Origin of the sequence: Nonomuraea sp. B5E05, assembly GCF_039880665.1 — a bacterium.
Classification (GTDB): domain Bacteria; phylum Actinomycetota; class Actinomycetes; order Streptosporangiales; family Streptosporangiaceae; genus Nonomuraea.
In genome coordinates, this window is record NZ_JBDPMJ010000004.1 from 55,497 (window position 1) to 80,342 (window position 24,846).

A 24,846-nucleotide genomic window follows, 5' to 3' on the forward strand; every position below is an offset into this window, starting at 1 on the left:
CTGCGCCCGTCAGCCCAGGGGACGACGAGCCCTGGGCCGCCGGGTCAGGGGACGATAAGCCCCGGCCATCAGCCCAGGTGGACGACGATCCCCTGCGTGGCCGACAGGCGGGCCGCCTCGATGACGGCCAGTGTGTCGACCGCGCTCTCCGGATCGACGGGCGGCGCCGCGCCCTCACGCAGCGCCGCCTCCACACCTCGGTAGAAGTCGAGGTAGGCGCCCGGCTCGGTCAGCACGGTGCGGTGGTCATGCTCGGTGCCGAGCTGCCCCCAGCGTGACTCCTCGTCGTCCCCGAACCCGGGCATGCCGGGCGCGGCGCCGGCCCGCAGCCGCTCCTCCTGAACGTCCATCCCGTATTTGACGAAGGCGCCCGCCGACCCCAGCACCCGGAACCGGGGCCCGGACCTGGCGGCCATCGAGCTCATCCAGAGATGCGAGCGGGCACCTCCGGCATGCGCCAGCGCCACGAACGTGTCGTCGTCGGCGGCCACACCGGCGCGCCTGACGTCGCTCTCGCAGTAGACCCGCGTGGCCGGGCCGAGCAGCTGCAGGGCCTGGTCGACGAGGTGGCTGCCCAGGTCGTAGAGGAGGCCGCCCACCTCGTCGGACCCGCCGGCCTCCCGCCAGCCGCCCTTGGGCTCCGGCCGCCACCGCTCGAACCTCGACTCGAACCGCAGCACCTCGCCCAGCCGCCCCTCGCCGGCCAGCCGGCGCACGGTGCGGTAGTCGCCGTCCCAGCGGCGGTTGTGGAACACGGTCAGCATGAGGCCGCGCTCCTTGGCCAGGCGCACCAGCTCCCGCCCTTCCTCGGCGGTCCTGGCCAGCGGCTTGTCGACGACGACGGGCAGGCCGCGGGCGAGCGCGGCGGTGGCCGTGGACACGTGGGTCCTGTTGGGGGAGGCGACCACCACCAGGTCGCACCGCTCCCACAACGCCTCCACGTCACCTACACCGGTCGCGCCGTATTTCGCGGCCACCTCCGCCTGCCGGGCGGGGTTTCGCGTGACGACGGCCGCCAGTGCCAGGCCAGGGGTGGCGTGGATCAGCGGGGCGTGGAAGAAGGCCCCGGCGGTGCCGTAGCCGACCAGCCCGACCCGGATGTCGCTCATCGTCCCACCGTATCGCCGCGGGAGCGGGTCACTCGTCGTCGCGCTCGGCCAGGAAACGCTCGAACTGGGCGGCGAGCTCGTCACCCGTGGGCATGGGTGTCGTCTCGGCCATGAGGTTCTCCCGCTCGGTGCCCTCCGAGAACGCGTCGTACTGCTGCTCCAGCCCCTTGATGGCGGTGGACAGCTCGGCCGAGGCCTGGATCTGCTCCTCGATCTCGGTGTTCGTACGGCGGGCCGCCTCGCGCAGCGACTCCGTCGGGAACACCAGCCCCGTCCCCTTCGTCACGGCCTCCAGCGCGGTGACGGCGGCGGTCGGATATTCGGCCTGCGCCAGATAGTGCGGCACGTGCACCGCGTAGCCCAGCGCGTCGTTGCCCTGCGCGCCCAGCCGCAGCTCCAGCAGCGCGGCGACGCTGCCGGGCACCTGGACGCGCCCGAAGGCGCTCGTTTGCGCGTTGATCAGCTCGGGCCGGCTGGCATGCATCGTGACGCCCAGCGGGCGCGTGTGCGGAACCGCCATCGGGATGCCGTGCATGGTCACCAGCTTGCTCACCTTCAGCCGCGCCACCAGGTCGCCCACCGCCTTGGTGAAAAGCTCCCACTCCCTGTCGGGCTCGGGCCCGCTCATCACCAGGAACTGTGTCCCCGTCGAGTCTTTCGCCGCATGAACGGCCAGCTCGGGGTTCTCGCACTCGACCCAGCGGTCGGTGTCGAAGGTCATGATGGGCCGCCGCGACCGGTAGTCGAGCAGACGGTCGACGTCGAACGTCGCCACGACCCGGTGCTCCAGCTCGGCCAGCAGGTGGCCCAGCGCGAGACGTCCGGCACCGCCAGCGTCGACGAAACCGTCGAAGTGGTACAGCAACACCGGATCGGGCAGCTCGGGCGCGTCGTCTGCGAGCTTGTAGAGATCCTTCGGGTCGAACACGGTTGGACAGCCTTTCCCTAGGTACTCTCTCCAGAACCTACGGCGGGACAGAACGATTCCGCGCACGGCACCCTATCGAGGCAGCAAGGCATGCGCGGACGGGGATCCGGAGGTCCAGGCGTTCGCCACGAAGCTGTTCGACCTGGCCAGGGCGGACGACAGGGAGGCCCTGCGCGCGTACGTCGAGGCTGGGGCACCGGTCGACCTGCCCAACGGCAAGGTGACACTTTCCTGATGCCGACGGCTTATTACGGTCACGCCAAGGCTCTCGCGATACTCGTCAGAAGAGGTGCCGATAGCGACCGCGCCGATGATCGCGGCCAGACGCCCCTCGCGAGCGCCGTATGAGAAAAGGAATCGGCCGTGGTCAGAGCGCTCCTCGACGCGGGCACCGACCCGCGTGCTGGTCAACCCTCCGCGCTGGCCACCGCGCGGATCTGCGCGAATGAACAGGGTCTTCGCTGGTTTTTGCAAAGCAGTATGTAGCATGAAATATGCAGAAAAGGTCCGAACGTTAGTAAGTGTGGCCTTTTCAACAGTCCATCGTCATGCTGGATGGCGTGGATACTTCTGCGCATTCCTCCAGCAGGCGGCCCCTCCACATCCCCCCGTTGCCATGTCCGTTCCCCAGTGAGATCAACGTGCATGTGGCGGAGATCGGCTTGGAGAGCCATGCATGGCTGGTCGCCTCTAACATGCTCCCCAACGCCGAAACCGCCGAGCACTTCAGACGCTCTGAACTCGGCCTCCTTCCCGCGCGGACCAACCCCACGGTGCCGCGCGAGAGTCTCCGGTTGATCACCGACTGGTACTTCTGGCTCTGGGCCTTCGATGACGGGTTCTGCGAGAGCGAGCACACGGGGCACCGGGCCGCAGCCGTCGCCCGGGCGCTGCCCTCGCTCCTGGAGAGCCTCGACGAGGACCGTACCCCGGAGCCCGGCGAGCCGTTCGGCCTCGCCCTCAGAGAACTCCTGGACCGCATCTCCGCCATGGCCACTCCGGAACAGGTGGAACGGTGGCGGAGCGCGGTGAAGGAATACCTGTTCGCCCAGATCTGGGAGGCTGCGAACCGCGAAGCCGATCTGATCCCGACCCCCGCGGATTACCTCCTGATGCGCCGTACCACTGGCGCCACGTACACCTGCTTCGCGCTCATCGACATCGGCGGCGGCTACCGGATCGAGACAGAGGACTGGTACCACCCCGACGTGCGCGCGCTCTCGGACTTGGCGTGCGACCTCGTCGGCTGGGACAACGACCTGCTGTCCTATGCCAAGGAACACCGCGCCGACAAGGCGCGGCACAACCTCGTGACCGTGCTGGCCGCCCACAAGTCGCTCCTCCTTCAGGACGCGCTGCTGGAGGTCGCCCGGATGCACGACGAGGCCATCGTGGCGTTCGTCGATCGGCGGATGGCGCTGGAGAGATGGGCTCCGCCGCCAGTGCTCGACTACGTGCGCGGTCTCGAACACTGGGTCCGCGGCCACATCGAGTTCTCGTTCGGCAGCGCACGGTTCGTGAACGCCTGGCCAGACGACACCCGCTGGCCGCAGGCTGTCTGAGCCGCGGTGTCAGCCTTCCTCGAGGGCGACCAACTCGCCCAGCGCCATTGCTGCTGCCTCATCGAGGTCGAGTCGGGCGCCCTCTTCGAAGGCGTTCTTGTAGGCGAGCTCACCCATACGGCGTGAGCACTCCCTGACGCACGCGTTATGGTCAGCGGACAGGAACGGTGCGCCCAACTGCGGCAGCCCGGCCGACCGCCAGTTCTGCTGCAGCGCCCCCAGCAGGTGTGCGGCCAGCGGCAACCGGTCGAGGGCTACGAAGATCCGTGCCGATGACTCCAGAGCCAGCAGAGTGCCGAGGGTGTCGTGGAAGTGCAGCTTGATGCGCAGCCCTTCTCTCACATTGTGCAGGGCGTCTTGAGGGCGGTTGGTCGCGAGTCTGGCGCTCGCCAGCGCCCACTGCGCATGGGAGCTCACCCAGAGCTCCCCGCGTTCCTTGCAGACCTGCAGGCAGTCCTGCAGCAGGGACTCGGCCTCGTAGAACTCGCCCTGCGCGGTCAGGACGATGGACAACTCGACGATGGCGGGCAGCAAGCCCGGGTTGAGTTCCTTGTTGTCGGTGTTGAACTCGATCGCCACGCCCAGGAGCGCGCTGGCTTTCGGCATGTCGCCCTGGAGCATCGCCGCCGTGCCCTGCATCTTGGAGGCCAGGATCACCGCTCTGGAATCGCCCACCCGGATGGCCTCGGTGCTGCACGTCTCCGCGGCCGACTGCCCGCCGACGCTGTCGCCCTGGGAATTGCGCACGTACGAGAGCACCCAGAGCGCCTTGCACCGTTCTTTGCTCGGGTTGGGGTTGGCCTCGAGTGCCCGCTCCAAATAGAGGCGCCCTTCGCGGGCGAACCCGCAGCAGACCCACATGAACCACAATGACGACAGCAGGACCAGCGCCAGTGGCTCCTTGCCCGGGGTCTTGAGCGCGTATTCCAGCGCCACCCTGACGTTGTCGTGCTCCTGGCGCATGCGGACGAACCAGTAGATCTGCCGTGGCCCCGACCAGGCGTCCTCGCCGCGCTGGGCCAGGCTCAGGTAGTAGTCGAGATGCCGTCGCCGCATCTGCTCGGCCTGCCCGAGTTTGGCGAGCCACTCCTCGCCGTATTCGGCCAGGGTGTCGATCAGTTTGTAGCGGACGCCGGCGTGGTTGCTCCTGATCAGCAGGATCGACTTCTCGACCAGCCCGGTGACCAGGTCCGTGATGTCCTCCGACGGCAGCCGCTCGTCGGAGCAGACGAATCGGGCCGCGTCGAGCTCGAAGTCGCCGGCGAAGACCGACAGCCGCGCCCACAGCAGGCGCTCGGCCGGCTCGCAGAGCTCGTGGCTCCAGCCGATGGCCGCCCGCAGGGTCTGGTGGCGGGGCAGGGCCGTGCGGCTGGCCCCGGCCAGCAGGCTGAAGCGGTCGGTCAGCAGGCCGAGAATCTGCTCCACCGAGAGGGCGCGCAGCCGCACCGCGGCCAGCTCGATGGCCAGCGGGATGCCGTCGAGCCGCCGGCAGAGCTCGGCCACGGCCTCGATGTTGTCCTCGTCGAGCTGGAAGTCGGGCACGCTGGCCCCGGCCCTGACCGCGAACAGCTGCACCGACTCGTTGGTGAACAGGCTCTCGGCGGGGTCGTCGCCGGGCACCTGGAGCGGCGGCACGGGCACCACGTGCTCGTACGGCAGGTGCAGCGACTGCCGGCTGGTGGCCAGCACCTTCAGGTTGGGAGCGGCCTCCAGCAGCTCGTGCACCAGCTCGGCGCACCCCTGCACCAGATGCTCGCACGTGTCGATGATGAGCAGCATGTCGCGCTCGCCCACCCATTCCGACAGCGACTCGGACTCCGCCCGCGAGGACTGGTCGGCGATGCCGAGGGCGGAGGAGATCGCGTGCTTGACCATGCCCGCGTCCTGCAGCCTGGCAAGGTCGGCGAACCAAACGCCGTCGGGATAGTGGGCGCGCACCTGGTGCGCCAGCCGCAGCACCGTGCGCGACTTGCCGACACCGCCGATGCCCGTGACGGTCACCAGGCGCGACTCGGCGAGGTGCCGTTTGAGGTTGGCGAGCAGGCGCGTGCGGCCGATGAAGCTGGTGAGCTCCGCCGGCAGATTGCCTTCTCGCCGCCAGCCTGTCGGGGTGGCCATGGGCAGCCTCACGGGGGGTAGGCGACACCTGCTCTGGCATCGTACCGCCGTGCCTGCAGCCTGTCCTGGAGCCGGTGGACACGCTGGGTGGGGGTTTGTATGCCTAGGTAGCATGTTGGGCGTGAAAGATTTCCTACCTGAGCAGACGGCGGACGACACGGACGAGGGCTGGGGCGAGTGGCGCTCCGACGACCCCGACGCGTTCTATCTCGACAACAGGCCGCCGCACTGGGGCTAGCGTCTCTAATCAGCACATGACAGGACACACGCTGCGCGCCGCCACCCCCCGCGACTACGACGCCATCGCGGCCGTCGTCGATGACTGGTGGGGGCGGCCCGTCCTGCCGTCGTTGCCCCGGTTGTTCCTCGACCACTTCCATGGGACGAGCCTGATCGCCGAGGGCCCCGGGGACCCCGGAGACCTGGCGGGGTTCCTGATCGGCTTCGTCTCGCCGTCGCAGCCGGGCGAGGCGTACATCCACTTCGTCGGCGTCGCGCCCGGCTCCAGGGAGAGCGGGGTCGCCCGCTCGATGTACGAACGCTTCTTCGGCATCGCCCGCGACCACGGCCGGTACGTCGTCAGGGCCGTCACCGCGCCGGTCAACGAGCGCTCCATCGCCTTTCACCGCCGCATGGGCTTCGAGGCCGGCGATCCCGTCCCCGGCTACAACGGCCCGGGCACGAGCCTGGTCACCTTCGTACGCACGCTCTGACCTGAGACCGCGCCCACCGCGCGTCCGTCCAGGCCATCTCCTGTGCCTCACTTAACGTTATGTGTCATATACAGCCCGTATGCATCGCCTGATTACGGGAATGGCACACAACGGGTACGCGAGAGGAAGGGGATGGCCGTGGCCGGGCGTCTCGACCGCAGAGAGCTGGCCGGCGAGCTGATCGCCGAGTTCGCCGGGACAGCGGTGCTCATTCTGTTCGGCTGCGGCGTGGTCGCCTCGGTCGTCGCCGCGGAGGTCGGCGACCACGACAGCATCGCCTGGGCCTGGGGGCTCGGGGTGGTGCTCGGCGTCTACACTGCGGCCAGGACCTCGGGCGCGCACATCAACCCCGCGGTCACGCTGGGGTTCGCCGCCTTCCAGGGTTTCCCGTGGCGGAAGGTCCTGCCGTACATCCTGGCGCAGACCCTGGGGGCCTTCGTCGCCGCCCTGATCGTGCGCTGGAACTTCACCGAGGTCCTGGCGATGGCGGACCCCGGGCACACGCTGAAGACCCAGATCGTCTTCTCGACCCTGCCGGGCAACGGCACCCTGCCGGTGGGCATGTGGGGCGGGTTCCGCGACCAGATCATCGGCACCGCGATCCTGCTCTTCCTCGTCTTCGCGCTGATCGACACCAGGAACATGGCGCCCAACGCCAACATGGGGCCCTTCGTCATCGGCCTGATCGTCGTCGCGATCGGCATGGCGTTCGGCACCAACGCCGGATACGCGATCAACCCCGCGCGCGACTTCGGGCCGCGCCTGGCGAGCTGGCTCACGGGCTACCACGACGCGTGGCGAGATCAGTACGGCGACCTCTACTTCTGGGTGCCCATCGTCGGCCCTCTGCTCGGCGGTCTCATCGGTGCGGGGCTCTACCAGGCGCTCATCTCCAGGTTCCTGCCGAGGCCCGAGGAACGTGACATCGTCAGACCGGCGGACCCTGACAAACGCGAAGGAGAATGACATGCCCGATTTCGTCGGGGCGGTGGACCAGGGCACCACGAGCACCCGCTTCATGATCTTCGATCACGACGGTGGCGAGGTCGCCAAGTTCCAGCTCGAACACGAGCAGATCCTGCCCAGGGCGGGCTGGGTCGAGCACAACCCCATCGAGATCAGGACGCGGACCGCGGCCGTCATCCAGAGCACTCTCCAGCGCGCCGGACTGCAGCCGAGTGACCTGGCAGCGCTGGGCATCACGAACCAGCGCGAGACCACGGTCGTGTGGAACCGGCGCACCGGCCGTCCCTACCACAACGCGATCGTCTGGCAGGACACGCGCACCGACAAGATCGCCGCCGCGCTGGAGCGCGACGGCCGCGGACAGGTCATCCGCGACCGGACGGGGCTGCACCCGGACGCGTACTTCTCCGGCGGCAAGATCCAGTGGATCCTGGAGAACGTGGACGGCGTCCGGGAGGCGGTCGACCGGGGCGAGGCCGTCTTCGGCACCACCGACACCTGGACGTTGTGGAACCTGACCGGGGGCGTCGACGGCGGCGTGCACGCCACCGACGTGACCAACGCCAGCCGTACGATGCTCATGGACCTGGACACCCTCGACTGGGACGACGAGCTCCTGTCCTTCTTCGGCATCCCGCGCCAGATGTTGCCCGAGATCCGGCCGTCGTCCGATCCCGCCGCCTACGGCGTCACGACCCCGTTCGGAACGGCCGCGGGGGAGGTGCCGATCACCGCGATCCTGGGCGACCAGCAGGCCGCCACCGTCGGGCAGGTCTGCTTCTCACCGGGCGAGGCCAAGAACACCTACGGCACCGGCAACTTCCTGCTGCTCAACACCGGCACCGAACGGGTGCGCTCGCAGAGCGGGCTGCTCACCACGGTCGCCTACAAGTTCGGTGACCAGCCCGCCGTGTTCGCGCTCGAAGGCTCGATCGCCGTGACGGGCTCGGCGGTGCAGTGGCTGCGCGACCAACTGCACATCATCACCTCCGCGCCGCAGAGCGAGACCCTGGCCAGGCAGGTGGAGGACTCGGGAGGCATGTACTTCGTGCCCGCCTTCTCCGGCCTGTTCGCCCCCTACTGGCGGGCCGACGCCCGCGGCGCCATCGTCGGCATGTCGCGCTTCAACACCGACGCCCACCTCGCCCGCGCCACGCTGGAGGCCATCTGCTACCAGAGCAGGGACGTGGTGGAGGCCATGCAGCAGGACTCCGGCGTGGTCCTCGACGTGCTGCGGGTGGACGGCGGCGTCACGGCCAACGACCTGTGCATGCAGCTCCAGGCGGACATCCTCGGCGTGCCGGTCAGCCGGCCGGTCGTCGCCGAGACCACCGCACTCGGCGCGGCCTACGCCGCGGGGCTCGCGGTGGGCTTCTGGCAGGACACCGACGAGCTGCGCGCCCACTGGGCGGAGGACCGCCGCTGGGAGCCCGGCTGGAGCGAGGAGGAGCGCGAGAAGGGGTACGCGGGCTGGAGGAAGGCCGTGACCAAGGCGTTCGACTGGGCGGAGACCGGCTGACGCCCTGGCCGCCGACCGGCCGGCGCTCAGCTGACGACGTCCTTGCGGCGGAACCGGCGGAAGGCCACGGCGGTGAGGATCGCCGCGTACGTGATCGACACCGAGGCGCCCTTGATCATGCCGCTCCATTCGAGTTCGGGCGCGAGCGCGTCGAGCCAGGCGTTGTTCCAGAACGTCGGCAGGAACTCGCGCAGCACGCCCAGCGCCTCGACGGCCTGCAGGATGGTGCAGACGATCCACAGGCCGACCGCCCCGCCGACCGCCCCGAGCGGCGAGTCGGTCATGGTGGAGACGAGGAAGGCCAGGGCGGCCACGACGAGCTGGCTGACCAGCGCGTACGCGATTACGATGCCGAAACGCGGCAGCACGTCGAGCGCCGGGATGGTCTCGCCCGTGCCGGGCACCTGGATGTCGTTCCAGCCGAACGCCAGCGTGCCCGCCACCAGCGCCATCACGGGCAGGCAGACCACGGCCGCCGCCGAGTAGCCCAGCGCCACGATCAGCTTCTGCCGCAGCAGCCGGTCGCGGGGCACCGGCGCGGCCAGCAGATAGCGCAGGGAGGACCAGTTGGCCTCGCTGGCCACGGTGTCGCCGCAGAACAGCGCCACCGCGACCACCAGCAGGAAGCTGGCCGACACGGACAGCGCGAAGGCGGCGAAGTTGAGGCCGCTCTCCGTCGCCAGGTCGGAGATGCGCAGCGACTGGTCCCGGTCGCCGCCCTGCGGCCCGAACTGGAACGCGATCACAAGGATCCACGGCAGCGCCAGCAGCAGCCCGAACATCGCGATCGTGCGGCGCCGCTTGAACTGCCGGACGATCTCCACCCGCAGCGGCAGCGTACGGCGGGGCGCGTAGCCAGGCGCGGCGGTCATGCCTTGTCTCCGATGAGGTCGAGGAACACGTCTTCCAGGCGCGTGCCGTTCCCGTTGCCGGCACGGGCCGCCCGGGGAGCCGAGCTGAGCAGCAGCGACACCGGGCCGGCGGAGACCAGCTTGCCGCGGTGCATGACCACGACGTGGCTGCAGGTCTGCTCGACCTCGGCCAGCAGGTGGCTGGAGACGATCACGGTACGGCCGTCGCGCGCGTAGCGCTTGAGCACCTCGCGCATCTCCCGGATCTGGGGCGGGTCGAGCCCGTTCGTGGGCTCGTCGAGCACGAGCAGGTCGGGCAGCCCGAGCATGGCCTGCGCGATGGCGAGCCGCTGGCGCATGCCCTGGGAGTAGGTGCGTACGGCACGTTCGAGGGCCTTGCCCAGGCCGGCGATCTCCAGCGCCTCGTCGAAGTGGGCGTCGGCGACGGGCCGTCCGGTGGCGGCCCAGTAGAGCTCGATGTTGTCCCGCCCTGACAGGTGCGGCAGGAAGCCCGGCCCTTCGACGAACGACCCGAGCCTGGACAACACGGGAGCGCCGGGCGTCACCCGTTCGCCGAAGATGCGGATCTCGCCGCCGTCGGGCTGGATGAGCCCCATCATCATGCGCATGGTGGTCGTCTTGCCGGCGCCGTTCGGCCCGAGCAGGCCCAGCACCTGGCCCTGCTCGACGCGGAACGACAGGTTGTCGACGGCGAGTTCGCCGTTGCTGTAGGCCTTGGCCAGCCCGCTGATCTCCAGCGGCACGGCCGGATCGGGTGCGGGCGCCCCGGCCGCCGTCCCGTCGACGGTGAGGGGGGCGGCGGGTTCGGGGCCGGTGCCGGTGCCCGTACGGCGGCGGTCCCGGGCGCGGCCGGTCACCAGCAGCGCGGCCGCGACCACCACGGCGGCCAGCGGCATCGCCCACACCCACCACGCCACCCCGCCCGGGGCGGCGGCCAGCGTGCCGACCGTCGGGACGGTCAGCGCGGATGAGGCGAGCGAGACCTGGTACGTGGCGGGCTCGGCGGGCGTCGCGAACCCCATGTCCGTCGTCGTCAGCACCAGCCGCAGCCGGTGGCCGGCGGCGAAGGCGTGGTCGACGGCGGGCAGCGTGACCGTGGCCTCCGCGCTGGTCGCGCCCTCGGGGATGGCCACCCGGATCGGCGCCACCAGCCCGGCGGGCAGGGTGGGCGGCTGCATGCTGTCGGCCACGTCGTAGAGCTTGGCGAACAGGGTCGCCTCGGTCCCGCCCTGGCCCGACACCCTGACCGTGGCCGTCGAGCTGCCGGTGAGCTGCAGCGGGGCGGTGAGCGGCCGGGACTCGAACGCGGCGCTCTGGCCCGGCATGTCGATCGCGACGCCGGGGCTGTTCTGGCCGCCGAGCAGGCCGCCGATGCCGGGCACCGACGAGATCGAGGCGGGCGCGCCGCCGGGCGGGTTGGCGATGTTCTGGGCGGGGCCCGCCAGCTCGACGGTGCTGGTGGCGGTGCCTCCGAGGCCCGGGTAGGAGCCGGTCTCGGGGTGCAGGCGGATGCGCTGGCGGGTGCCGGGGTCGCGACCGCCGTCGCGGGTCACGGTGAACGCGCTGACCGGCGGCGCCGTCTCCCCGTCACCCTCGCCCTTCAGGTAGCGGGCGAACCAGGCCGACGACTGCTCGAACACCCAGTCGGTCTCGCCGTCGCCGCCGTCGTGCCCGCCGTCGAACCAGGCCAGGCTGACGGGCGTGCCCCCGGCGGCGATGGCCCTGGCGTTGGCGTCGGCGTGGCTGAGCGGGAACAGCGAGTCGCGCTGGCCCTGGATGAGCAGGGTCGGCGCCTTGATCCGGCCCGCCACGGTGATCGGGCTCGACTTGCGCAGCAGGTCGACGGCCTCCTGGGTGGGCCTGCCCGTCTTGGCGACCTCTTCGTAGACGGCGCAGATCTCGGGACGGAACCTGCCGCACCTGGCCTGCTCCGGCGTGAGCGGCCGGGCGGCCTCGCGCTGTCCCCGCAGGGCGAGACTGTCGAGCGAGACGCCCTGGCCGAAGAAGATGCCCGCCCACATGCGCTTGAACACGCCGTTCTCCGCCTCGGGCAGGTTGCCTGCGGCGGAGCTCTGCCCGGCGTCGCCGACCGCGGAGAGCGGGGCCGCCGTGTTGGGGAAGAGCGCGTCGGCCAGGTCCGACCAGGTGATCCGCGGGACGATGGCGTCGACACGCTGGTCATGGGCCGCCGTCATCAGCGCGATGGCGCCGCCGTACGAGCCGCCCGCGATGCCCACGCGAGGGTCGTCCGACGCGTCGAGCAGGACCTCGGGCCGCTTGGCCAGCCAGTCGATGAGCTGCTTGACGTCCTTGACCTCGTAGTCGGGCGAGTTGAGCGCGATCTCGCCCGTCGAGCGGCCGAACCCGCGCGCCGACCAGGTCAGTACGGCGTAGCCGTCCTGGGCGATGCGGATCGCCTCGTCCCTGACGCTCTGCTTGCTGCCGCCGAAACCGTGGCCGAGCAGCACGGCGGGCGCCTTCCCTCCGCCCGGTGGCGGGAAGAACGTCGTGTCGAGCTCGACCCGCTGATCGTCGGCGGGCCCGTCGACGACGGTGATGGTCTGATCCTGGCCCCGCACCTCGGCACCCGACGGCCACACCAGCCACGTCGTCACGGCGATGAGGGCGAGCGCCGCCGACGCGGCCACACGCTTCATGGCGGTGAGCCTACTGACCGCACCTGAGAGATCGCTGAGACGGGCCGCCCGTGTCTAGGCTTCGGCATCGTGGACTATTTGGAGATCAACAGGGCCAACTGGGACTCCCGCGTGCCCGTCCATGCGGGCAGCGACTTCTACGACGTCGACGGCTTCGTCGCGGGCGGAGACCCGCTGCGGCCGTTCGAGCGGGAGGAGGTCGGCGACGTGTCCGGCCGCCGCCTGGCCCACCTGCAGTGCCACATCGGCCTCGACACCCTCGCCTGGGCCCGGCTCGGGGCGGAGGTGACCGGTCTCGACTTCTCCGGCGCCGCCGTCGCCCAGGCGGAGACCATCGCCGCCGCGTGCGGCCTGCCGGCGAGGTTCGTCACGGCCGACGTGTACGACGCGGCCGAGGCGCTGGGCCGGGCCGCGTACGACATCGTCTACACCGGCGTGGGGGCGCTGGTCTGGCTGCCCGACCTGACGCGGTGGGCGCAGACGGTCGCCGCGCTGCTCAAGCCGGGCGGTTTCCTCTATCTCGCCGAGTTCCATCCCTTCCCTGACATCCTGGATGAGGCCACGGGCACCACCGTCACGCACGACTACTTCGACCGCGAGCCGCAGGTCTGGGTCGAACCGCACACCTACACCGGCGGGGAGGTGCTCGAACACCAGACGTCCGTGCAGTTCCCGCACGGCCTCGGCGAGGTCGTGAGCGCGGTGGGCGCGGCGGGGCTGCGGGTGGAGTTCCTCCACGAGCACGACTTCACCCTCTTCCAGCGCTTCGCCACGCTGGAGGTCGCCGACGGCCGCTACCGTGTCCCCGGTGGCGGCCCCAAGCTCCCCCTCATGTACTCCCTGCGCGCCTCGGCCGGCGGGTGACCGGCGCCCACTCCCGGCAGACGACCTGGAGGGGTGACCGTAAGATTCTCTTCCGTGAAGTCTCCAGCATCGATCAAGAAGGCCGCCGAGTGGGCCTTGCCCTACTGGACCAGAGGCCAGGCGGGGCGCGAGACGCCGCACGACCTGTTCAGGGTGCTCTATTTCGGATGGCTGGTGGCGTTCACGCTCAAGCTGCTCGGCTCGGCGTGGGACGTCTCGTGGCACTTCAAGTGGCTGCGTGACGACCTCGCCCCGCCCCACCTGCTCAACTCCGCGGGCACGGCCCTCGCCCTGGCCCTGACGATCATCCACGGCTACACCGGTTACGGCGTCGACAAGGCCGCGCTGCGGCTGATCCAGTGGGGCACCGGGATCTTCCTCGTCGCGGTCCCGCTCGACCTGATCAACCACCGCGTCAACGGGCTCGACATCACCTCGTGGAGCCCGTCGCACATCATGCTCTACCTTGGAACGTTCTTCATGATCGCGGGCGTGGTCCGGGGCTGGTTCATGGGCGCGCCGCCCGGCAGGGAGCGGGTGGTCGTGCTCGGCGCGTTCCTCGCGTTCTTCCTGGAGAACGTGCACTTCCCCGAGCAGCACCAGGAATATGGCATCCTGTCGATCGGCGCCTGGGACAACGGCGTCGTCTACGCGGAGCCGATCCTGCTGCAGTTCGCGGCCGACCAGATGGGGCGGCCGATCGACCGTACGATGATGACCGGTTTCGCGCTGCCCGTGCCCGACTTCCTCTACCCCGTCTACGCGGTGGTCGTCGGCGTGGCGGTGCTGGTGGTGGCCAGGATGCTGATCGGCAGGTTCGGCGCGGCCACGCTGGTGGCCGCCGCCTATGTGGGGGTCCGCACGCTGATCTGGCCGCTGCTGACGTACACCGGGTTCCCGCCGTCGGCGGTGCCGTTCTTCCTGGTGGCCGCCGGGCTGCTGGTGGACGTCGCGTTCCTGGTACGGATGCCCGCCGTACGCGCCCTGATAGGGGCCGCGGGTGCGACGGCCGGCGCGTACGTCGCGTTGACGGCCCAGAACGCGGTCATGGGCGGCGTGTACGACGTGCTCATAGGCCAGGACGGCCTGTCCGGCGCGCCCTCGCCGGCCACGTCGTCGGCCGTCTGGGCCGGGCTCGGCCTGCTGGCCGCCTGGCTGGCGGTGGAGTGGGTCGCCGGCAGGCGCCGCCCGCGACCGGCCACGGCCACCGCACCCGTGATCGCGCCCGCCACCCCGTAGCACCGACCGGCTCGCGCCCGCTCCGGTGGCCCCTGGGCGCCTCGGCGCGGGCCGTCAGATGATCGAGGCGCGGGTGATCGCCACCGCCACGCCGTAGGCCAGCCCCATCACGCCGACCTCGGCCGCCGCCCATCCCACGAGGGCGGTGGCCCGGCCCTTGCGGACGGCGGGCAGCAGGCGGAAGCGGATGTGCGCCGCCAGCGGCACCAGCAGGGCCACCAGCGTCACCTTGGCCACGACCAGGAGCCCGTAGTCGCTGGTCAGGAGCGCGTCGGGCAGCGTCACCCCGGGGGTGAGCGCCATCGTGCCGAGCCCGGTGATCAGCCCGGACAGCGCCACCATGAGGAGGCACACCGAGGCGATCCTGGAGAACTTGGGCAGCGCCATGGCCAGCAGGCCCGGGTGGGGCGCGACGAAGACGGCGGTCACCAGCAGCCCGCCCGTCCACGCCGCCGCCCCCATCACGTGGATCTCCATCGAGATCATGATCGGGTCGTGCCAGATGGAGTTGACCGCGTGCCCGGTGACCGGGATGGGCAGCAGCCCGAAGAGCGCGACGACCACGCGCAGCTCGGCCGGCACCTTCTCGCCGAACCGCACGGCCATCAGCCCGATGCCCGCCGCGGCCAGCGCGCACGCCGCGCTGAACAGCAGCCCCTGGCCCGTGCCGACGTTTCCGACATAGTCCGCGATCATCCCGAACGTCGGCACGGCGCCGGGGTTGAGCTCGGCCGCCTGGAACACGATCGTGAGCAGCGCGCAGATCGCCCACGCCCAGGCCGCGATCACCGCAAGGGGCCGGACGCGGACCATCACCGGCTCGGTGTACTCGGGCCGGTCGAACCCGAGCAGCTTGGCCACCAGGCTGAGCCCCACCAGGGCGACGGCGGACACGTCGAGCAGCGCCCGCACGACGGGCAGCCCGACCGACACCAGCGGCCCCGGCATGGGAATGCCGGGCACGGCCTCCTGCTCGGCGAACGAGCTGGCGGCCACGGCGGCGACGATGGCGCACACGGGGAACGCGCCGGTCACGAGCCGTCCGCCGACGCGTCGCCCGGAGAGAGGGGGAGCGGGGGGAGCGGTGACGGTCACGCCTTCGTCTCCTCGCCCGCGGAACCCGCCACGGGACCTGCGGCGGGTTCCGACACAGGGCCTGCGGTGCCGGGTGTGGAGTCGGTGGTGGGGGCGGGTGGGCTGGTCATGGCGGTTTCCTGAGCGGGTTTCGCGCGGCGGAGGGCCACGGCGGTGCCCAGGGCGAGGAGCAGCAGCGCCCCCACGATCCACACCACGGCCATCCCGGCCCCGCCGTTCGCCGCGGCCTCGGCGGCATCGGGGTTCGCCGCGGCCTCGGCGGCATCAGGGTCGGCCACCTGGGCGGGAGCCTTGGTGCTCCCCTGTGCCGGGGCTTGCGTGGCCCCCTCGGCCGGGGCCTCGGTGGGATCGGCGTTCGTCCCCTGGTCGGCGGTGGCGTCCGCGGTCAGGCTGAAGCTGATCTTCCCGGTGACCGGGTGCCCGTCGGCCGACAGGATGCGGTAGCCCACGACGTACGAGCCGCCCGCCGCCAGCGGCTTGACCTTGACCGACACCCGTTCCGCGGCGATCTCGGCGGCCCCGTCGGCCCAGGCCGACCCGTCGGCGCCGGTGACGCCCACCTGCGCGTATCCCTGGCGTACCGGCTGGTCGAACACCAGGGTCACCCGCGCGGGAGAGGCCGTCAGCGTGGCTCCGTCCTTGGGGTCGCTGCCGATCAGCACGTTGTGCGCCTCGGCGGGGGAGAGGGCGATCCCGGCCGCCGCGAAGGCGAGCAGCAGGACCGTGAGTAGCCGCCTCACAGGGGAAACCTTCCATCGTCGCGTCTCGAACCTGTATATGGTCCCATCCGTGACGGACCTGTTCGGCGGCGCGGCTCCCTACTACGCCAGATACCGGGCGGGTCACGGCGAGCCGGCCATCGAGCAGCTGGCGATGACGTTCGGTGACGACCGCACGGTGCTGGACCTCGGCTGCGGTCCCGGCACGGTGGCGATCCCCCTCGCGCGGCGCGTGCGGGAGGTCCTGGCCGTCGATCCCGCGTGGGAGCAGGTGACGGTGACCGAGGTCCTGGTCGCCAGGCGGCCGCCCGCCTAGGCGCGCCCTGGCTCCGCCCAGATGCCCATGAGCCGCCAGATCCGCCGGGTCAGCGGGTTGATCAGGCCGATCTCGGCGCACAGCTCCCGCGTCTTGCCGATGGAGTCGCGGATCTCCTGCTTGGCCGCGGGGTTGCGCAAATAGATCTCCGACACGACGCTGAGGGGGATCTTGAAGTGCCTGATGAGCGCCCCGGGGGGCGCCAGCATGATGCGGGCCATGACGCCGAGGATGATCGGGGAGGCGATGCCGAGCAGGAGCCGCCGGTACGCCGGCATCCGAGGCACGCGGTTGCGCAGGTAGTGGCGGGCGAACGAGATGTGCCTGGCCTCTTCCGCGATGTGGATCCGCATGATCGTCTCTTCGAGCGGATGGTGCGCCCTGTCGTCCTTGAGCACCTTGCGCTGCACGTGGTCGATCGGGTCCTCGCCGCCCAGCACGAACACGAAGAACAGCTCGGTCGAGATCAGCGGAATCAAGGGTGCCGCCTGCGCGATCGCCGACAACGGCCCGGGCATGCCACGCACGGGCAGCTTCGTCCGGTTCACGAACTCCTGGAACATCATCCCGTGATGTCCCTCTTCGATGGTCTCGTGATAGACGTACCGGAACTCGGGCGCGCCGTTCGGCAGCCGGTAGGCGTAGTTGAGCAGGCCGCGTTTGAGCAGGTTCTCGAACTGCAGGCCGATCTTCATGGCGGTGGCCACCCGCCACAGCCCGATCGCCGCCCGCGTCTCCGGGGGCCGGCCGCGGTACCACGGGTGGCCGCCCAGCTTGTCGACCGTGGGCAGCTCCCAGCGCGGGTCGGCCGGGTCCACCTGGAACTCGGGATCGTCCCAGGGGATGTCCCGATAGGGCTCCCAGTGCTTGTCGACCGACGCCTTCGAGAGGCGTTCGATGACCGCTTCGTAGGCCTTCCTGCTCGCGACCTGCTCGTCGCGTTCCCTGGCGGCGGTAGAGCTCGGTGCCCGTGTCATCGCGTGCGCTCCTCTCCTCGCCCGGTATTGTACGTAGCATCCAATAGCGCGGGAAGGTGAGGATCGCAGGTTTCGTCACAACTTCTCCGGGGCGACTCCGATCTCGCCGGCGGCCGCCGTGCGGATGAGCGCGCCGGCCCGGCGCCGCGACAGGGCCCTGGGGTGCACGTGCGTCTGGACCGCGAGCCCGTCGACCAGCGCCAGGATCCGCCACGTCGCACCTTCAGGGTCGGCGCAGGCGAACTCGCCGGACGCCACGCCGGCCTCGATGATCCCGCGAAGGAGGAGGCGGCCCTGGGCGTCGATGCGCCGCGAGATGTCCTCCAGCTGGGAGCTGCGCATCGCCTCGGACCACGCGTCGATCCACAACCTCCAGCCCTCGGTGGGGCTCGCGGGGGAGCAGAGCCGCAGGAGGGTGCGCAGCCGTTCGAGCGGCGTGCCGGTGGAGCGTTCGATGTCGTTCAGCGCGTCGAGGTGCAGGCGGGCCGCGTAGGTGAAGGCCTGCGCGAACAGCTGGTCCTTGGTCTCGAAGTGGTAGAAGAGCAGCGCCTGGCTGACGCCGGCGGCCCTGGCGATGTCGATGGTCCTCGTATGCCCGAACCCCTGCTCGGCGATCACCTCGCAGGCCGTCTTCAGAAGATCCTCGCGCCGTAATCGGCTGAAACCTGATGCCACAGCGGGTAACTCTAATTTCTCACTATGAGGGCTTTTATTGGACAAACTGGGCGCGCCGCCTGTTTCGCCATCTCGCGGTGATCATGGTACTGGTCGATCTCCGGGCGTTCGCGGCAGGGGGTCGAAAACCATTGCTACCAACCTTTACTCCTCCCTTACCGGCATCCGCAGGACGAATCGGGCACCGGCGTGGGAATCCTCGATCCTCAGCGTGCCGCCGTGCGTGCGCGCGATCTCGCGGGCGATCGGCAGGCCGAGCCCGGTCCCGCCCGCGTCACGGCTGCGGGAGGCGTCCAGCCGGGTGAAGCGCCTGAAGACCACCTCGCGGTGCTCGGGCGCGATGCCCGCGCCGTCATCGAGCACCTCCAGCACGGCCTCGCCGTCGCGGCGCACGATCACGGCGACCGTACGCTCCGCGTGCCGCTCGGCGTTGTCCAGCAGGTTGGTCAGCAGGCGGGCCAGCCTCAGCCGGTCGCCCGTCACGACCACGCCGGGTTGCACCGAGATCCGGACGTCCTTCGTGCGCGGCCTGGCGACCTCGGCGGTGACCAGCTCGCTCAGGTCGACCGGGCCGAGCCGGGCGGGGGCGCCCGCGTCGAGCTTGGCCAGTGTGAGCAGGTCGGTGACGATGTTCTGCAGCCGGTCGAGGCTGGTGAGCAGCTTGCCGCCGACCTCCTGCCAGTCGGACTCGCCGGGGGCGAGCAGGGCCTCCTCGACCTCGGTGCGCATCGCCGTGATCGGGCTGCGCAGATCGTGCGAGGCGTCGGAGGCGAACCTGCGCTGCTGCTCCATCGAGTCCTCAAGCTGCGCGAGCGTGGCGTTCGCGGTCTCCGCGAGCGCCCGGATCTCGTCGGCGTTCTCGGGCACGGGCACGCGCATCCCCCCGCCGCCGGCGGTGATCTCGGCCAGCTTGCCCGTGATGCGGTTGACGGGCGCGAGCGTCTTGGCCACCACGTGCGAGACGCCGTACCAGGTCAGTACGACCAGAGCCGCGGAGGAGAGGACGAGGAAGGCGATCGTGCCGGGCGTGGCGTACCAGGGTGGCCGGGGGCGGAAGGCGTAGACGAGCCAGTCGCCGTCCGGCAGGTACACGCGGTGGATCGCCACGATGTGGCAGCCGCCGGAGAGATAGGCCAGGTCGCAGGTGTGGACGACACGGTTGGTGGTGTCCGGCGGAGGTGCCGTGGTGGTCAGCCGCGGCACGCCCGCCAGATCGGTCGTGGCGGACACCACGCGTCCTTGCGGGTCGACGACCTGGACGCCTCGCACGTCGAGATTGCCGAGCAGTGGCAGCTCGGATTCCTTGACCAGGTGGGCCACCGTCAGGGTGGTGCCTGCCGCGTCCTGCGTGTGGATGTCGACGGTCGTGTTGTAGATCATCCACAGCAGCGCGGAGCTCGTGGTGAGGCAGAGCAGGGCCATGGCGACACTCGCGAACAGTGCCAGCCGCGCGCGAAGAGAACGGCCCAGCCGTGCGATCACACCTATCCCCCCGTAACCAGGTGATCACACCAAGTGCCTCGTACTCTAATTTACGGAGATTCCGCCTTTGATTCGAGGTGCGGACGTCCAGAGCATTGCTCTGTACGGGCTCCGCGGCCCTGGCTAGAGTAAGTGAACACTGATGCCAAGGAGTCGATGTGAACCTCGCTGACTACCGGCGTGCCGCCAGGGCGTGGCTGCAGGAGAACGCCCCCCGCGACGACGCGCAGGACGACTCTCAGGAAACGGACGCGGTCACCCGGGCCAAGGACTTCATGGCCAGGCTTCACGACGCCGGCTACTCCGGCATCACCTGGCCGCGGCGGTGGGGCGGCCAGGGGCTGACCCAGGCGGAGGAGCGCGCGTTCGCCGAGGAGGCGCGCGACTACGCCCTCCCCACCTACGTCTTCTCGATCGGCCTCGGCATGACCGGCCCGACCCTGGTCGACCGGGGCACCGACGCGCAGCGGGAGCGCTTCGTCCGGCCCTTGCTGCGCGGCGAGGAGATCTGGTGCCAGCTCTTCTCCGAGCCCGGCGCCGGCAGCGACGTGGCCAGCCTGCAGACCAGGGCGGTGCGTGACGGCGACCAGTGGATCGTCAACGGGCAGAAGGTCTGGACCTCGGTCGCCCACCACGCCGACTGGGGCCTGTTGCTGGCCCGCACCGACGTCGACGTGCCCAAGCACCGAGGGCTGACCATGTTCGTGGTCGACATGCACCACCCGGGCGTGACGGTCAGGCCGCTGAAGGACATGTCGGGCAGGGCCAACTTCAACGAGATCTTCTTCGACGACGTGACGATTCCCGACGAGCACCGCGTGGGCGAGGTCAACGACGGCTGGAGCGTGGCCGTCACGACGCTGCTGCACGAGCGGCTGTCGATCTCGGCGGGCGTCGGCATGGGCGGCCGGCGCGACCACCCCGCCTCGGTCGAGGCGCTGCGCCGGGCCGTCGACACCGGCGACCCGCTGGTCCGCGACCAGCTCGTCGAGCTGCACATCCGCACCCGCGCGCTGGCTCTGTTCAACCAGCGGCTGGCCCAGGAGACCAGGGCCGGCGTCTTCCCCGGAGCGCGGGGCAGCGCGGCCAAGCTGCTGCTCGCCGAGCTGACGATGTTCCAGGCCGACCTCGCCACGCAGCTGGTCGGCCCCGAGGCCGCGCTGGCCGGCCACCCGCTGGCGCAGGCGATCTCGATGGCCCCGGGCATGGCGCTGGGCGGCGGCACGAACGAGATCATGCGCAACATCGTCGGCGAGCGCGTGCTCGGCCTGCCGCCCGAACCCCGCGTGGACAAGACCGTGCCGTTCAAGGATCTGAAGGTGGGGACCCAGGCGTGAAGCTCGTACTCAGCGAGGAACAACAGCAGTTGCGCGAGGCCGTACGCGCCTTCCTGCGCGCCGCGTCCCCCCTGCCCAAGGTCCGCGAGGGTTACGACCCGCAGGTGTACGCCCGGCTCAACGGCGAGCTCGGCCTGTCCGGGCTGATCGTCCCCGAGGAGTACGGCGGCGCGGGCGCCGGCATGACCGAGCTGGCCGTCGTCCTGGAGGAGACGGGCGCCGCCCTGCTGCCGGGACCGTTCCTGGCCACGGCCTTCACCACCGTCGCGCTGGCCCGGGTGCCCGACAAGGAGCTGCTGACCGGCATCGCCGAGGGCCGCGTCCTGGCGGCGCTCGCCGAGCCGGCCGGCGAGGCCGTCCTGACCTACGACGGCTCGGCGGTGCGCGGCACGCTGGCGCAGGTGCTCAGCGGCATGGAGGCCGGCGTGCTGGTGGCGCCCGCGCAGGGCGGAGAGGGCGTGGTCCTCGTCGCCGTCGACCTGGCGGGGCCGGGCGTGACCAGGACCCCGCTGGAGACGCTCGACCTCACCCGCGGCCAGGCCCGTGTGGAGCTGGACGGCGCGCCGGCGCGGGTGCTGGGGCCGCGCCCGGACATCGGCGATCTGCTGTGCGTGGCGCTGGCGGCCGAGCAGCTGGGCGTGATGCGGGCCGCGCTGGACACCATCGTCGCCTACGCCAAGGTCCGCGTCGCCTTCGGCCGCTACATCGGCTCCTACCAAGGGGTCAAGCACAAGCTCGCCGACATGCACGGCAAGCTCGAACAGGCCGAGTCCATCGTCCGCTACGCCGCCTGGGCGGCCGACGAGTCGCCGGACGAGCTGCCGGAGGCCGCCGCCCTCGCCCAGGCGTACGTCGGCCGCGCCTGCTTCGAGGTGGCCCGAGACCACCTGCTGCTGCACGGCGGCATCGGCTACACCTGGGAGCACGACGCCCACCTGTTCTACAAGCGGGCCAAGGCGGACGAAGTGCTGCTGGGCCCCCCGCGCATACACCGTGCCCGCCTCGCCGCACTGCTGGAGTTGTGATGGACGTCAGCACGATGCCCGGCTTCTACACCATCGCCGCCGCCGACCCCGGCCGCCTTGCGCTGATCGACGCCGACGGCGCCCGCACGTCGTACGGCGAGCTGCTCGCCCTCGTCAACCAGATGTCCCACGGGCTGCGGGCCCGCGGCCTGCGCACCGGCGACGTGGTCGCGGGCGTGCTGCCCAACGGGATCGACCAGGTCGTCATGGTCATGGCCACCTGGCAGATCGGGCTCTACTACGTGCCGATCAACTGGCATCTGACCGCGTCCGAGGTGGCGTACATCCTGGCCGACTGCGACGCCAAGATGGTCGTCACCGGGCCCGCGCACGCCGTGCCCGGAGGGGAGATCGGCACGGCGGGGCTGGCCGAAGGGCAGCCGGCCGGCGCGCCCGCGGAGCGGACCGCCGGGGCGGTGATGTGGTACACGTCCGGCACCACCGGCGTCCCCAAGGGCGTGCAGCGGCCGCTGCCCGGCGCCGAGCCGGAGGCCATCGTGCCGTTGTACGTGTGGTTCCTTGGCGAGGTCGTCGACCTCCGGCCGGGCGCGGAGACGCATCTGGTGACCTCGCCGATGTACCACTCCGCGCCGTGCGCGCACACGCAGTTCGCGCTGCACCTCGGGCACACCCTGGTGATCGCGCCCAAGTTCGACCCCGAGGTCATCCTCGAGCTCATCGACCGGCACCGGGTCTCCAACGCGATGATGGTGCCGACCATGTTCCACCGCATGCTGCGCCTGCCCGAGGAGGTCAGGGGCCGCTATGACCTGTCGAGCCTGCGCCAGGTCATCCACACCGCCGCCGCCTGCCCCGTCGCGGTCAAGCAGCAGATCATGGACTGGTGGGGGCCGGTGCTCTACGAGTACTACGGCTCCACGGAGTCCACGATCGCCTTCTCCGTCAAACCGCACGACTGGCTCGCCAGGCCGGGCACCGTGGGCAGGCCCGCGCCCACGTTCGAAGCCAAGATCTTCGACGACAAGGGCGTGGAGCTGCCGCCGGGCGAGCCGGGCCTGGTCTACGTCAAGTCCGCCATGGGCTCCTTCGAATACCGCAAGGACCCGGCGAAGACGGCCGCCAGCATGCTGGGGGAGTGGTACGCGCCGGGCGACATCGGGTTCATGGACGACGACGGCTACCTGTTCCTGTGCGACCGGCGTACCGACCTGATCGTCTCCGGCGGGGTGAACATCTACCCCGCCGAGATCGAGGCCGCCCTGCTCGACCATCCGGCGGTGGCCGACGTGGCCGTCATCGGGGTGCCCGACGAGGAGTGGGGTCACAGCGTGGTGGCCCTGGTCCAGCCGTCCGACGGGGCCACGCCCGGCCCCGGGCTCACCGCCGAGCTGCTGGCGCACTGCGGGCCGCGCATCGCCAGGTTCAAGCATCCGAAGGTGATCGAATACCGTTCCGAGCTGCCGCGCACTCCCACGGGGAAGTTGTCGCGGTCTAAGGTGCGCGAGGCCTACCTCGCCGCGGCGGGGAACACCAGCTCCTCCGAATAGCGGCCGTCGCCCAGATAGAAGCGGGTCGACAACGTCCGGTCCGCGGTGTCGAAGACGGTGCTCCACAACGTGCGGAACGGCACGGCCGGATCCTCGGCCGGCCGGACCGCCCGCAGGCTGTCGCGCAGATCCTGCGGTGACAGGGTGACGCCCTTGCTGCGCTCGTACAACGTGCGCAGCCGCTCGTACGTGCCGAAGCTGGCCTCGGTGTCGCCGGGCAGGTTCATCGGGTCGGGGTTGCGGTGCAGCAGGTGGTTGGTGACGCAGAGCGGCCCGTCGCCGAACTCGATGATGTGCTCCCTGCCGTCCAGGCCCCGCTCCCACACGAACGCCTGCCCGTGGGCGTCGGCCACCAGGTAGTGCAGGGGCGTGCCGTGGTCGTACTGCTTGGCCAGCAGCAGCGCCTGCTTGGCCTGGTCGGCGTTCTCGCAGGTGTCGACCAGGAACCGGGGCAGCTGCACGCTGCCCACCCCGACCTGCGGCGAGACGTGCTCCGGCGGCTCGGCGCTCTCGAAGTCGGCGATCAGCAGCATGACCGCGAGCCCCGCCGAATTGATGGCGTCCATGCAGCCGTCGAGGTCCGACATGGTGATGACGGTCGAGGACAGCCCTTCGTCGGGGATCGTGGTGATCACGTAGGGGCGCGAGGCCATGGGCAGCTCGCCGGGCTCCGGCGCCGAGCCCATGACCTCGCTGGTGGTGAGGCGGAAGAAGTCGTAGTTGCGGCCCACCCGGCCGTGACCGTCGGTGGATGCCTGCGGCGGTACCCACAGGGCCGAGCAGCCGGAGCCCGCGGGGACCACGTCGAGGCCGTCGAGGGCCAGCTCGTCCTGGTCGGGGTCGAGGCCGAGGGCGGCCGCGGCGCCGTCCATGCGGGCGTTGTGCTGCGGCCAGTGCCGCTCGAACCAGATCCTGCGGGCCCGGTTGACCTCCGGCGCGGCCGGCGTGGGGGACCAGCCGAGCCTGCGGGCCTCCTCGGTGAGGGCCCTACCCATCTCGAACTGGCTGCCTGTGAGTGTGAGGTGGCGGACCAGCTGGAAGTCGCCGGCGCCGCCCGCGACCTGCGTCAAGTTCTTCATGACGGCAGCCTCGCCGCGCCTTCTGACGGCCCGCTGACCGCGACCTTACCGACCGCTGACGGCCCGCCCGTAGCGCTCGGACAACC

Annotated in this window: 21 protein-coding genes; 10 read left to right on the forward strand and 11 right to left on the reverse strand. The window is 70.7% G+C overall.

Annotation, left to right across the window (positions count from 1 at the left end; all coding sequences use genetic code 11):
- Positions 1-68: 68 nt before the first annotated feature.
- Both ABGB01_RS09025 and ABGB01_RS09030 read right to left on the reverse strand, forming a co-directional pair.
- Complete coding sequence (locus tag ABGB01_RS09025; RefSeq protein ID WP_347772226.1) at positions 69-1,109, reverse strand: Gfo/Idh/MocA family oxidoreductase; 1,041 nt, start codon at positions 1,107-1,109, stop codon at positions 69-71.
- A gap of 28 nt (positions 1,110-1,137) precedes the next feature.
- On the reverse strand, positions 1,138-2,037 hold the full coding sequence (locus ABGB01_RS09030) for a PAC2 family protein (protein WP_347772228.1): 900 nt from the start codon (positions 2,035-2,037) through the stop codon (positions 1,138-1,140).
- A 794-nt stretch (positions 2,038-2,831) separates the two neighbouring features.
- On the opposite strand from ABGB01_RS09030, the gene ABGB01_RS09035 reads away from it, so the two are divergent.
- Positions 2,832-3,599 (forward strand): terpene synthase family protein, encoded by a 768-nt coding sequence (locus ABGB01_RS09035; protein ID WP_347772230.1) that lies wholly within the window; start codon positions 2,832-2,834, stop codon positions 3,597-3,599.
- A gap of 9 nt (positions 3,600-3,608) precedes the next feature.
- On the opposite strand, the gene ABGB01_RS09040 is transcribed toward ABGB01_RS09035, so the two are convergent.
- On the reverse strand, positions 3,609-5,717 hold the full coding sequence (locus ABGB01_RS09040; RefSeq protein WP_347772232.1) for an ATPase: 2,109 nt from the start codon (positions 5,715-5,717) through the stop codon (positions 3,609-3,611).
- A 254-nt stretch (positions 5,718-5,971) separates the two neighbouring features.
- Here ABGB01_RS09040 and ABGB01_RS09045 point away from each other — a divergent pair, with 254 nt between their 5' ends.
- The 3 genes from ABGB01_RS09045 to glpK all read left to right on the forward strand — a co-directional run bounded on the left by ABGB01_RS09045 (position 5,972) and on the right by glpK (position 8,915).
- Entirely contained in the window at positions 5,972-6,430 is a 459-nt protein-coding gene (locus ABGB01_RS09045; protein ID WP_347772234.1) for an N-acetyltransferase, read from the forward strand.
- Positions 6,431-6,568: 138 nt separating this feature from the next.
- Positions 6,569-7,396 (forward strand): MIP/aquaporin family protein, encoded by an 828-nt coding sequence (locus tag ABGB01_RS09050; RefSeq protein WP_347772236.1) that lies wholly within the window; start codon positions 6,569-6,571, stop codon positions 7,394-7,396.
- A 1-nt stretch (position 7,397) separates the two neighbouring features.
- Positions 7,398-8,915, forward strand: coding sequence for a glycerol kinase GlpK (glpK, locus tag ABGB01_RS09055; RefSeq protein ID WP_347772238.1), 1,518 nt, complete (start codon positions 7,398-7,400; stop codon positions 8,913-8,915).
- 26 nt (positions 8,916-8,941) lie between these two features.
- Here glpK and ABGB01_RS09060 read toward each other — a convergent pair whose 3' ends face one another.
- The gene (locus tag ABGB01_RS09060) at positions 8,942-9,787 is read right to left on the reverse strand and encodes an ABC transporter permease subunit (protein WP_347772240.1); all 846 of its coding nucleotides are present in this window, start codon (positions 9,785-9,787) and stop codon (positions 8,942-8,944) included.
- Entirely contained in the window at positions 9,784-12,444 is a 2,661-nt protein-coding gene (locus ABGB01_RS09065; protein ID WP_347772242.1) for a CocE/NonD family hydrolase, read from the reverse strand. The genes ABGB01_RS09060 and ABGB01_RS09065 overlap by 4 nt, the downstream gene beginning before the upstream one ends.
- Before the next feature lie 69 nt (positions 12,445-12,513).
- On the opposite strand from ABGB01_RS09065, the gene ABGB01_RS09070 reads away from it, so the two are divergent.
- Together ABGB01_RS09070 and ABGB01_RS09075 are read left to right on the forward strand one after the other, a co-directional pair.
- Positions 12,514-13,308: a class I SAM-dependent methyltransferase gene (locus ABGB01_RS09070; RefSeq protein WP_347772244.1), complete on the forward strand. Its 795-nt coding sequence runs from the start codon at positions 12,514-12,516 to the stop codon at positions 13,306-13,308.
- 54 nt (positions 13,309-13,362) lie between these two features.
- Positions 13,363-14,547 carry a hypothetical protein gene (locus ABGB01_RS09075; protein WP_347772246.1) on the forward strand — a complete coding sequence of 395 codons (1,185 nt, stop codon included), beginning with the start codon at positions 13,363-13,365 and terminating at the stop codon, positions 14,545-14,547.
- A gap of 54 nt (positions 14,548-14,601) precedes the next feature.
- Here ABGB01_RS09075 and ABGB01_RS09080 read toward each other — a convergent pair whose 3' ends face one another.
- A complete protein-coding gene (locus ABGB01_RS09080; protein ID WP_347772248.1) occupies positions 14,602-15,642 on the reverse strand; it encodes a CopD family protein in 1,041 nt (346 codons plus the stop codon).
- Positions 15,639-16,382 carry a copper resistance CopC family protein gene (locus ABGB01_RS09085; RefSeq protein ID WP_347772250.1) on the reverse strand — a complete coding sequence of 248 codons (744 nt, stop codon included), beginning with the start codon at positions 16,380-16,382 and terminating at the stop codon, positions 15,639-15,641. The genes ABGB01_RS09080 and ABGB01_RS09085 overlap by 4 nt, the downstream gene beginning before the upstream one ends.
- A gap of 49 nt (positions 16,383-16,431) precedes the next feature.
- Between ABGB01_RS09085 and ABGB01_RS09090 the strand changes: the two genes are divergently transcribed.
- Entirely contained in the window at positions 16,432-16,677 is a 246-nt protein-coding gene (locus ABGB01_RS09090; protein WP_347772252.1) for a class I SAM-dependent methyltransferase, read from the forward strand.
- On the opposite strand, the gene ABGB01_RS09095 is transcribed toward ABGB01_RS09090, so the two are convergent.
- The 3 genes from ABGB01_RS09095 to ABGB01_RS09105 all read right to left on the reverse strand — a co-directional run bounded on the left by ABGB01_RS09095 (position 16,674) and on the right by ABGB01_RS09105 (position 19,811).
- Positions 16,674-17,654, reverse strand: a complete 981-nt coding sequence (locus ABGB01_RS09095) for a diiron oxygenase (protein ID WP_347772253.1) — start codon at positions 17,652-17,654, stop codon at positions 16,674-16,676. The two genes, ABGB01_RS09090 and ABGB01_RS09095, sit on opposite strands and share 4 nt — an antisense overlap.
- A gap of 75 nt (positions 17,655-17,729) precedes the next feature.
- Positions 17,730-18,329: a TetR family transcriptional regulator C-terminal domain-containing protein gene (locus ABGB01_RS09100; RefSeq protein WP_347772254.1), complete on the reverse strand. Its 600-nt coding sequence runs from the start codon at positions 18,327-18,329 to the stop codon at positions 17,730-17,732.
- A gap of 144 nt (positions 18,330-18,473) precedes the next feature.
- Positions 18,474-19,811, reverse strand: a complete 1,338-nt coding sequence (locus tag ABGB01_RS09105; RefSeq protein WP_347772255.1) for a HAMP domain-containing sensor histidine kinase — start codon at positions 19,809-19,811, stop codon at positions 18,474-18,476.
- A gap of 158 nt (positions 19,812-19,969) precedes the next feature.
- Here ABGB01_RS09105 and ABGB01_RS09110 point away from each other — a divergent pair, with 158 nt between their 5' ends.
- Genes ABGB01_RS09110 through ABGB01_RS09120 form a run of 3 tightly spaced genes read left to right on the forward strand, consistent with a single transcriptional unit; the run spans position 19,970 to position 23,681 of the window.
- Positions 19,970-21,148 (forward strand): acyl-CoA dehydrogenase family protein, encoded by a 1,179-nt coding sequence (locus ABGB01_RS09110; protein WP_347772257.1) that lies wholly within the window; start codon positions 19,970-19,972, stop codon positions 21,146-21,148.
- Positions 21,145-22,173 carry an acyl-CoA dehydrogenase family protein gene (locus tag ABGB01_RS09115; RefSeq protein WP_347772259.1) on the forward strand — a complete coding sequence of 343 codons (1,029 nt, stop codon included), beginning with the start codon at positions 21,145-21,147 and terminating at the stop codon, positions 22,171-22,173. Before ABGB01_RS09110 ends, ABGB01_RS09115 begins: the two co-directional genes overlap by 4 nt.
- Entirely contained in the window at positions 22,173-23,681 is a 1,509-nt protein-coding gene (locus tag ABGB01_RS09120) for an AMP-binding protein (RefSeq protein WP_347772261.1), read from the forward strand. Before ABGB01_RS09115 ends, ABGB01_RS09120 begins: the two co-directional genes overlap by 1 nt.
- Here the strand turns inward: ABGB01_RS09120 and ABGB01_RS09125 are convergent.
- Complete coding sequence (locus ABGB01_RS09125) at positions 23,642-24,760, reverse strand: C45 family peptidase (protein ID WP_347772263.1); 1,119 nt, start codon at positions 24,758-24,760, stop codon at positions 23,642-23,644. The two genes, ABGB01_RS09120 and ABGB01_RS09125, sit on opposite strands and share 40 nt — an antisense overlap.
- Positions 24,761-24,846: the final 86 nt, after the last annotated feature.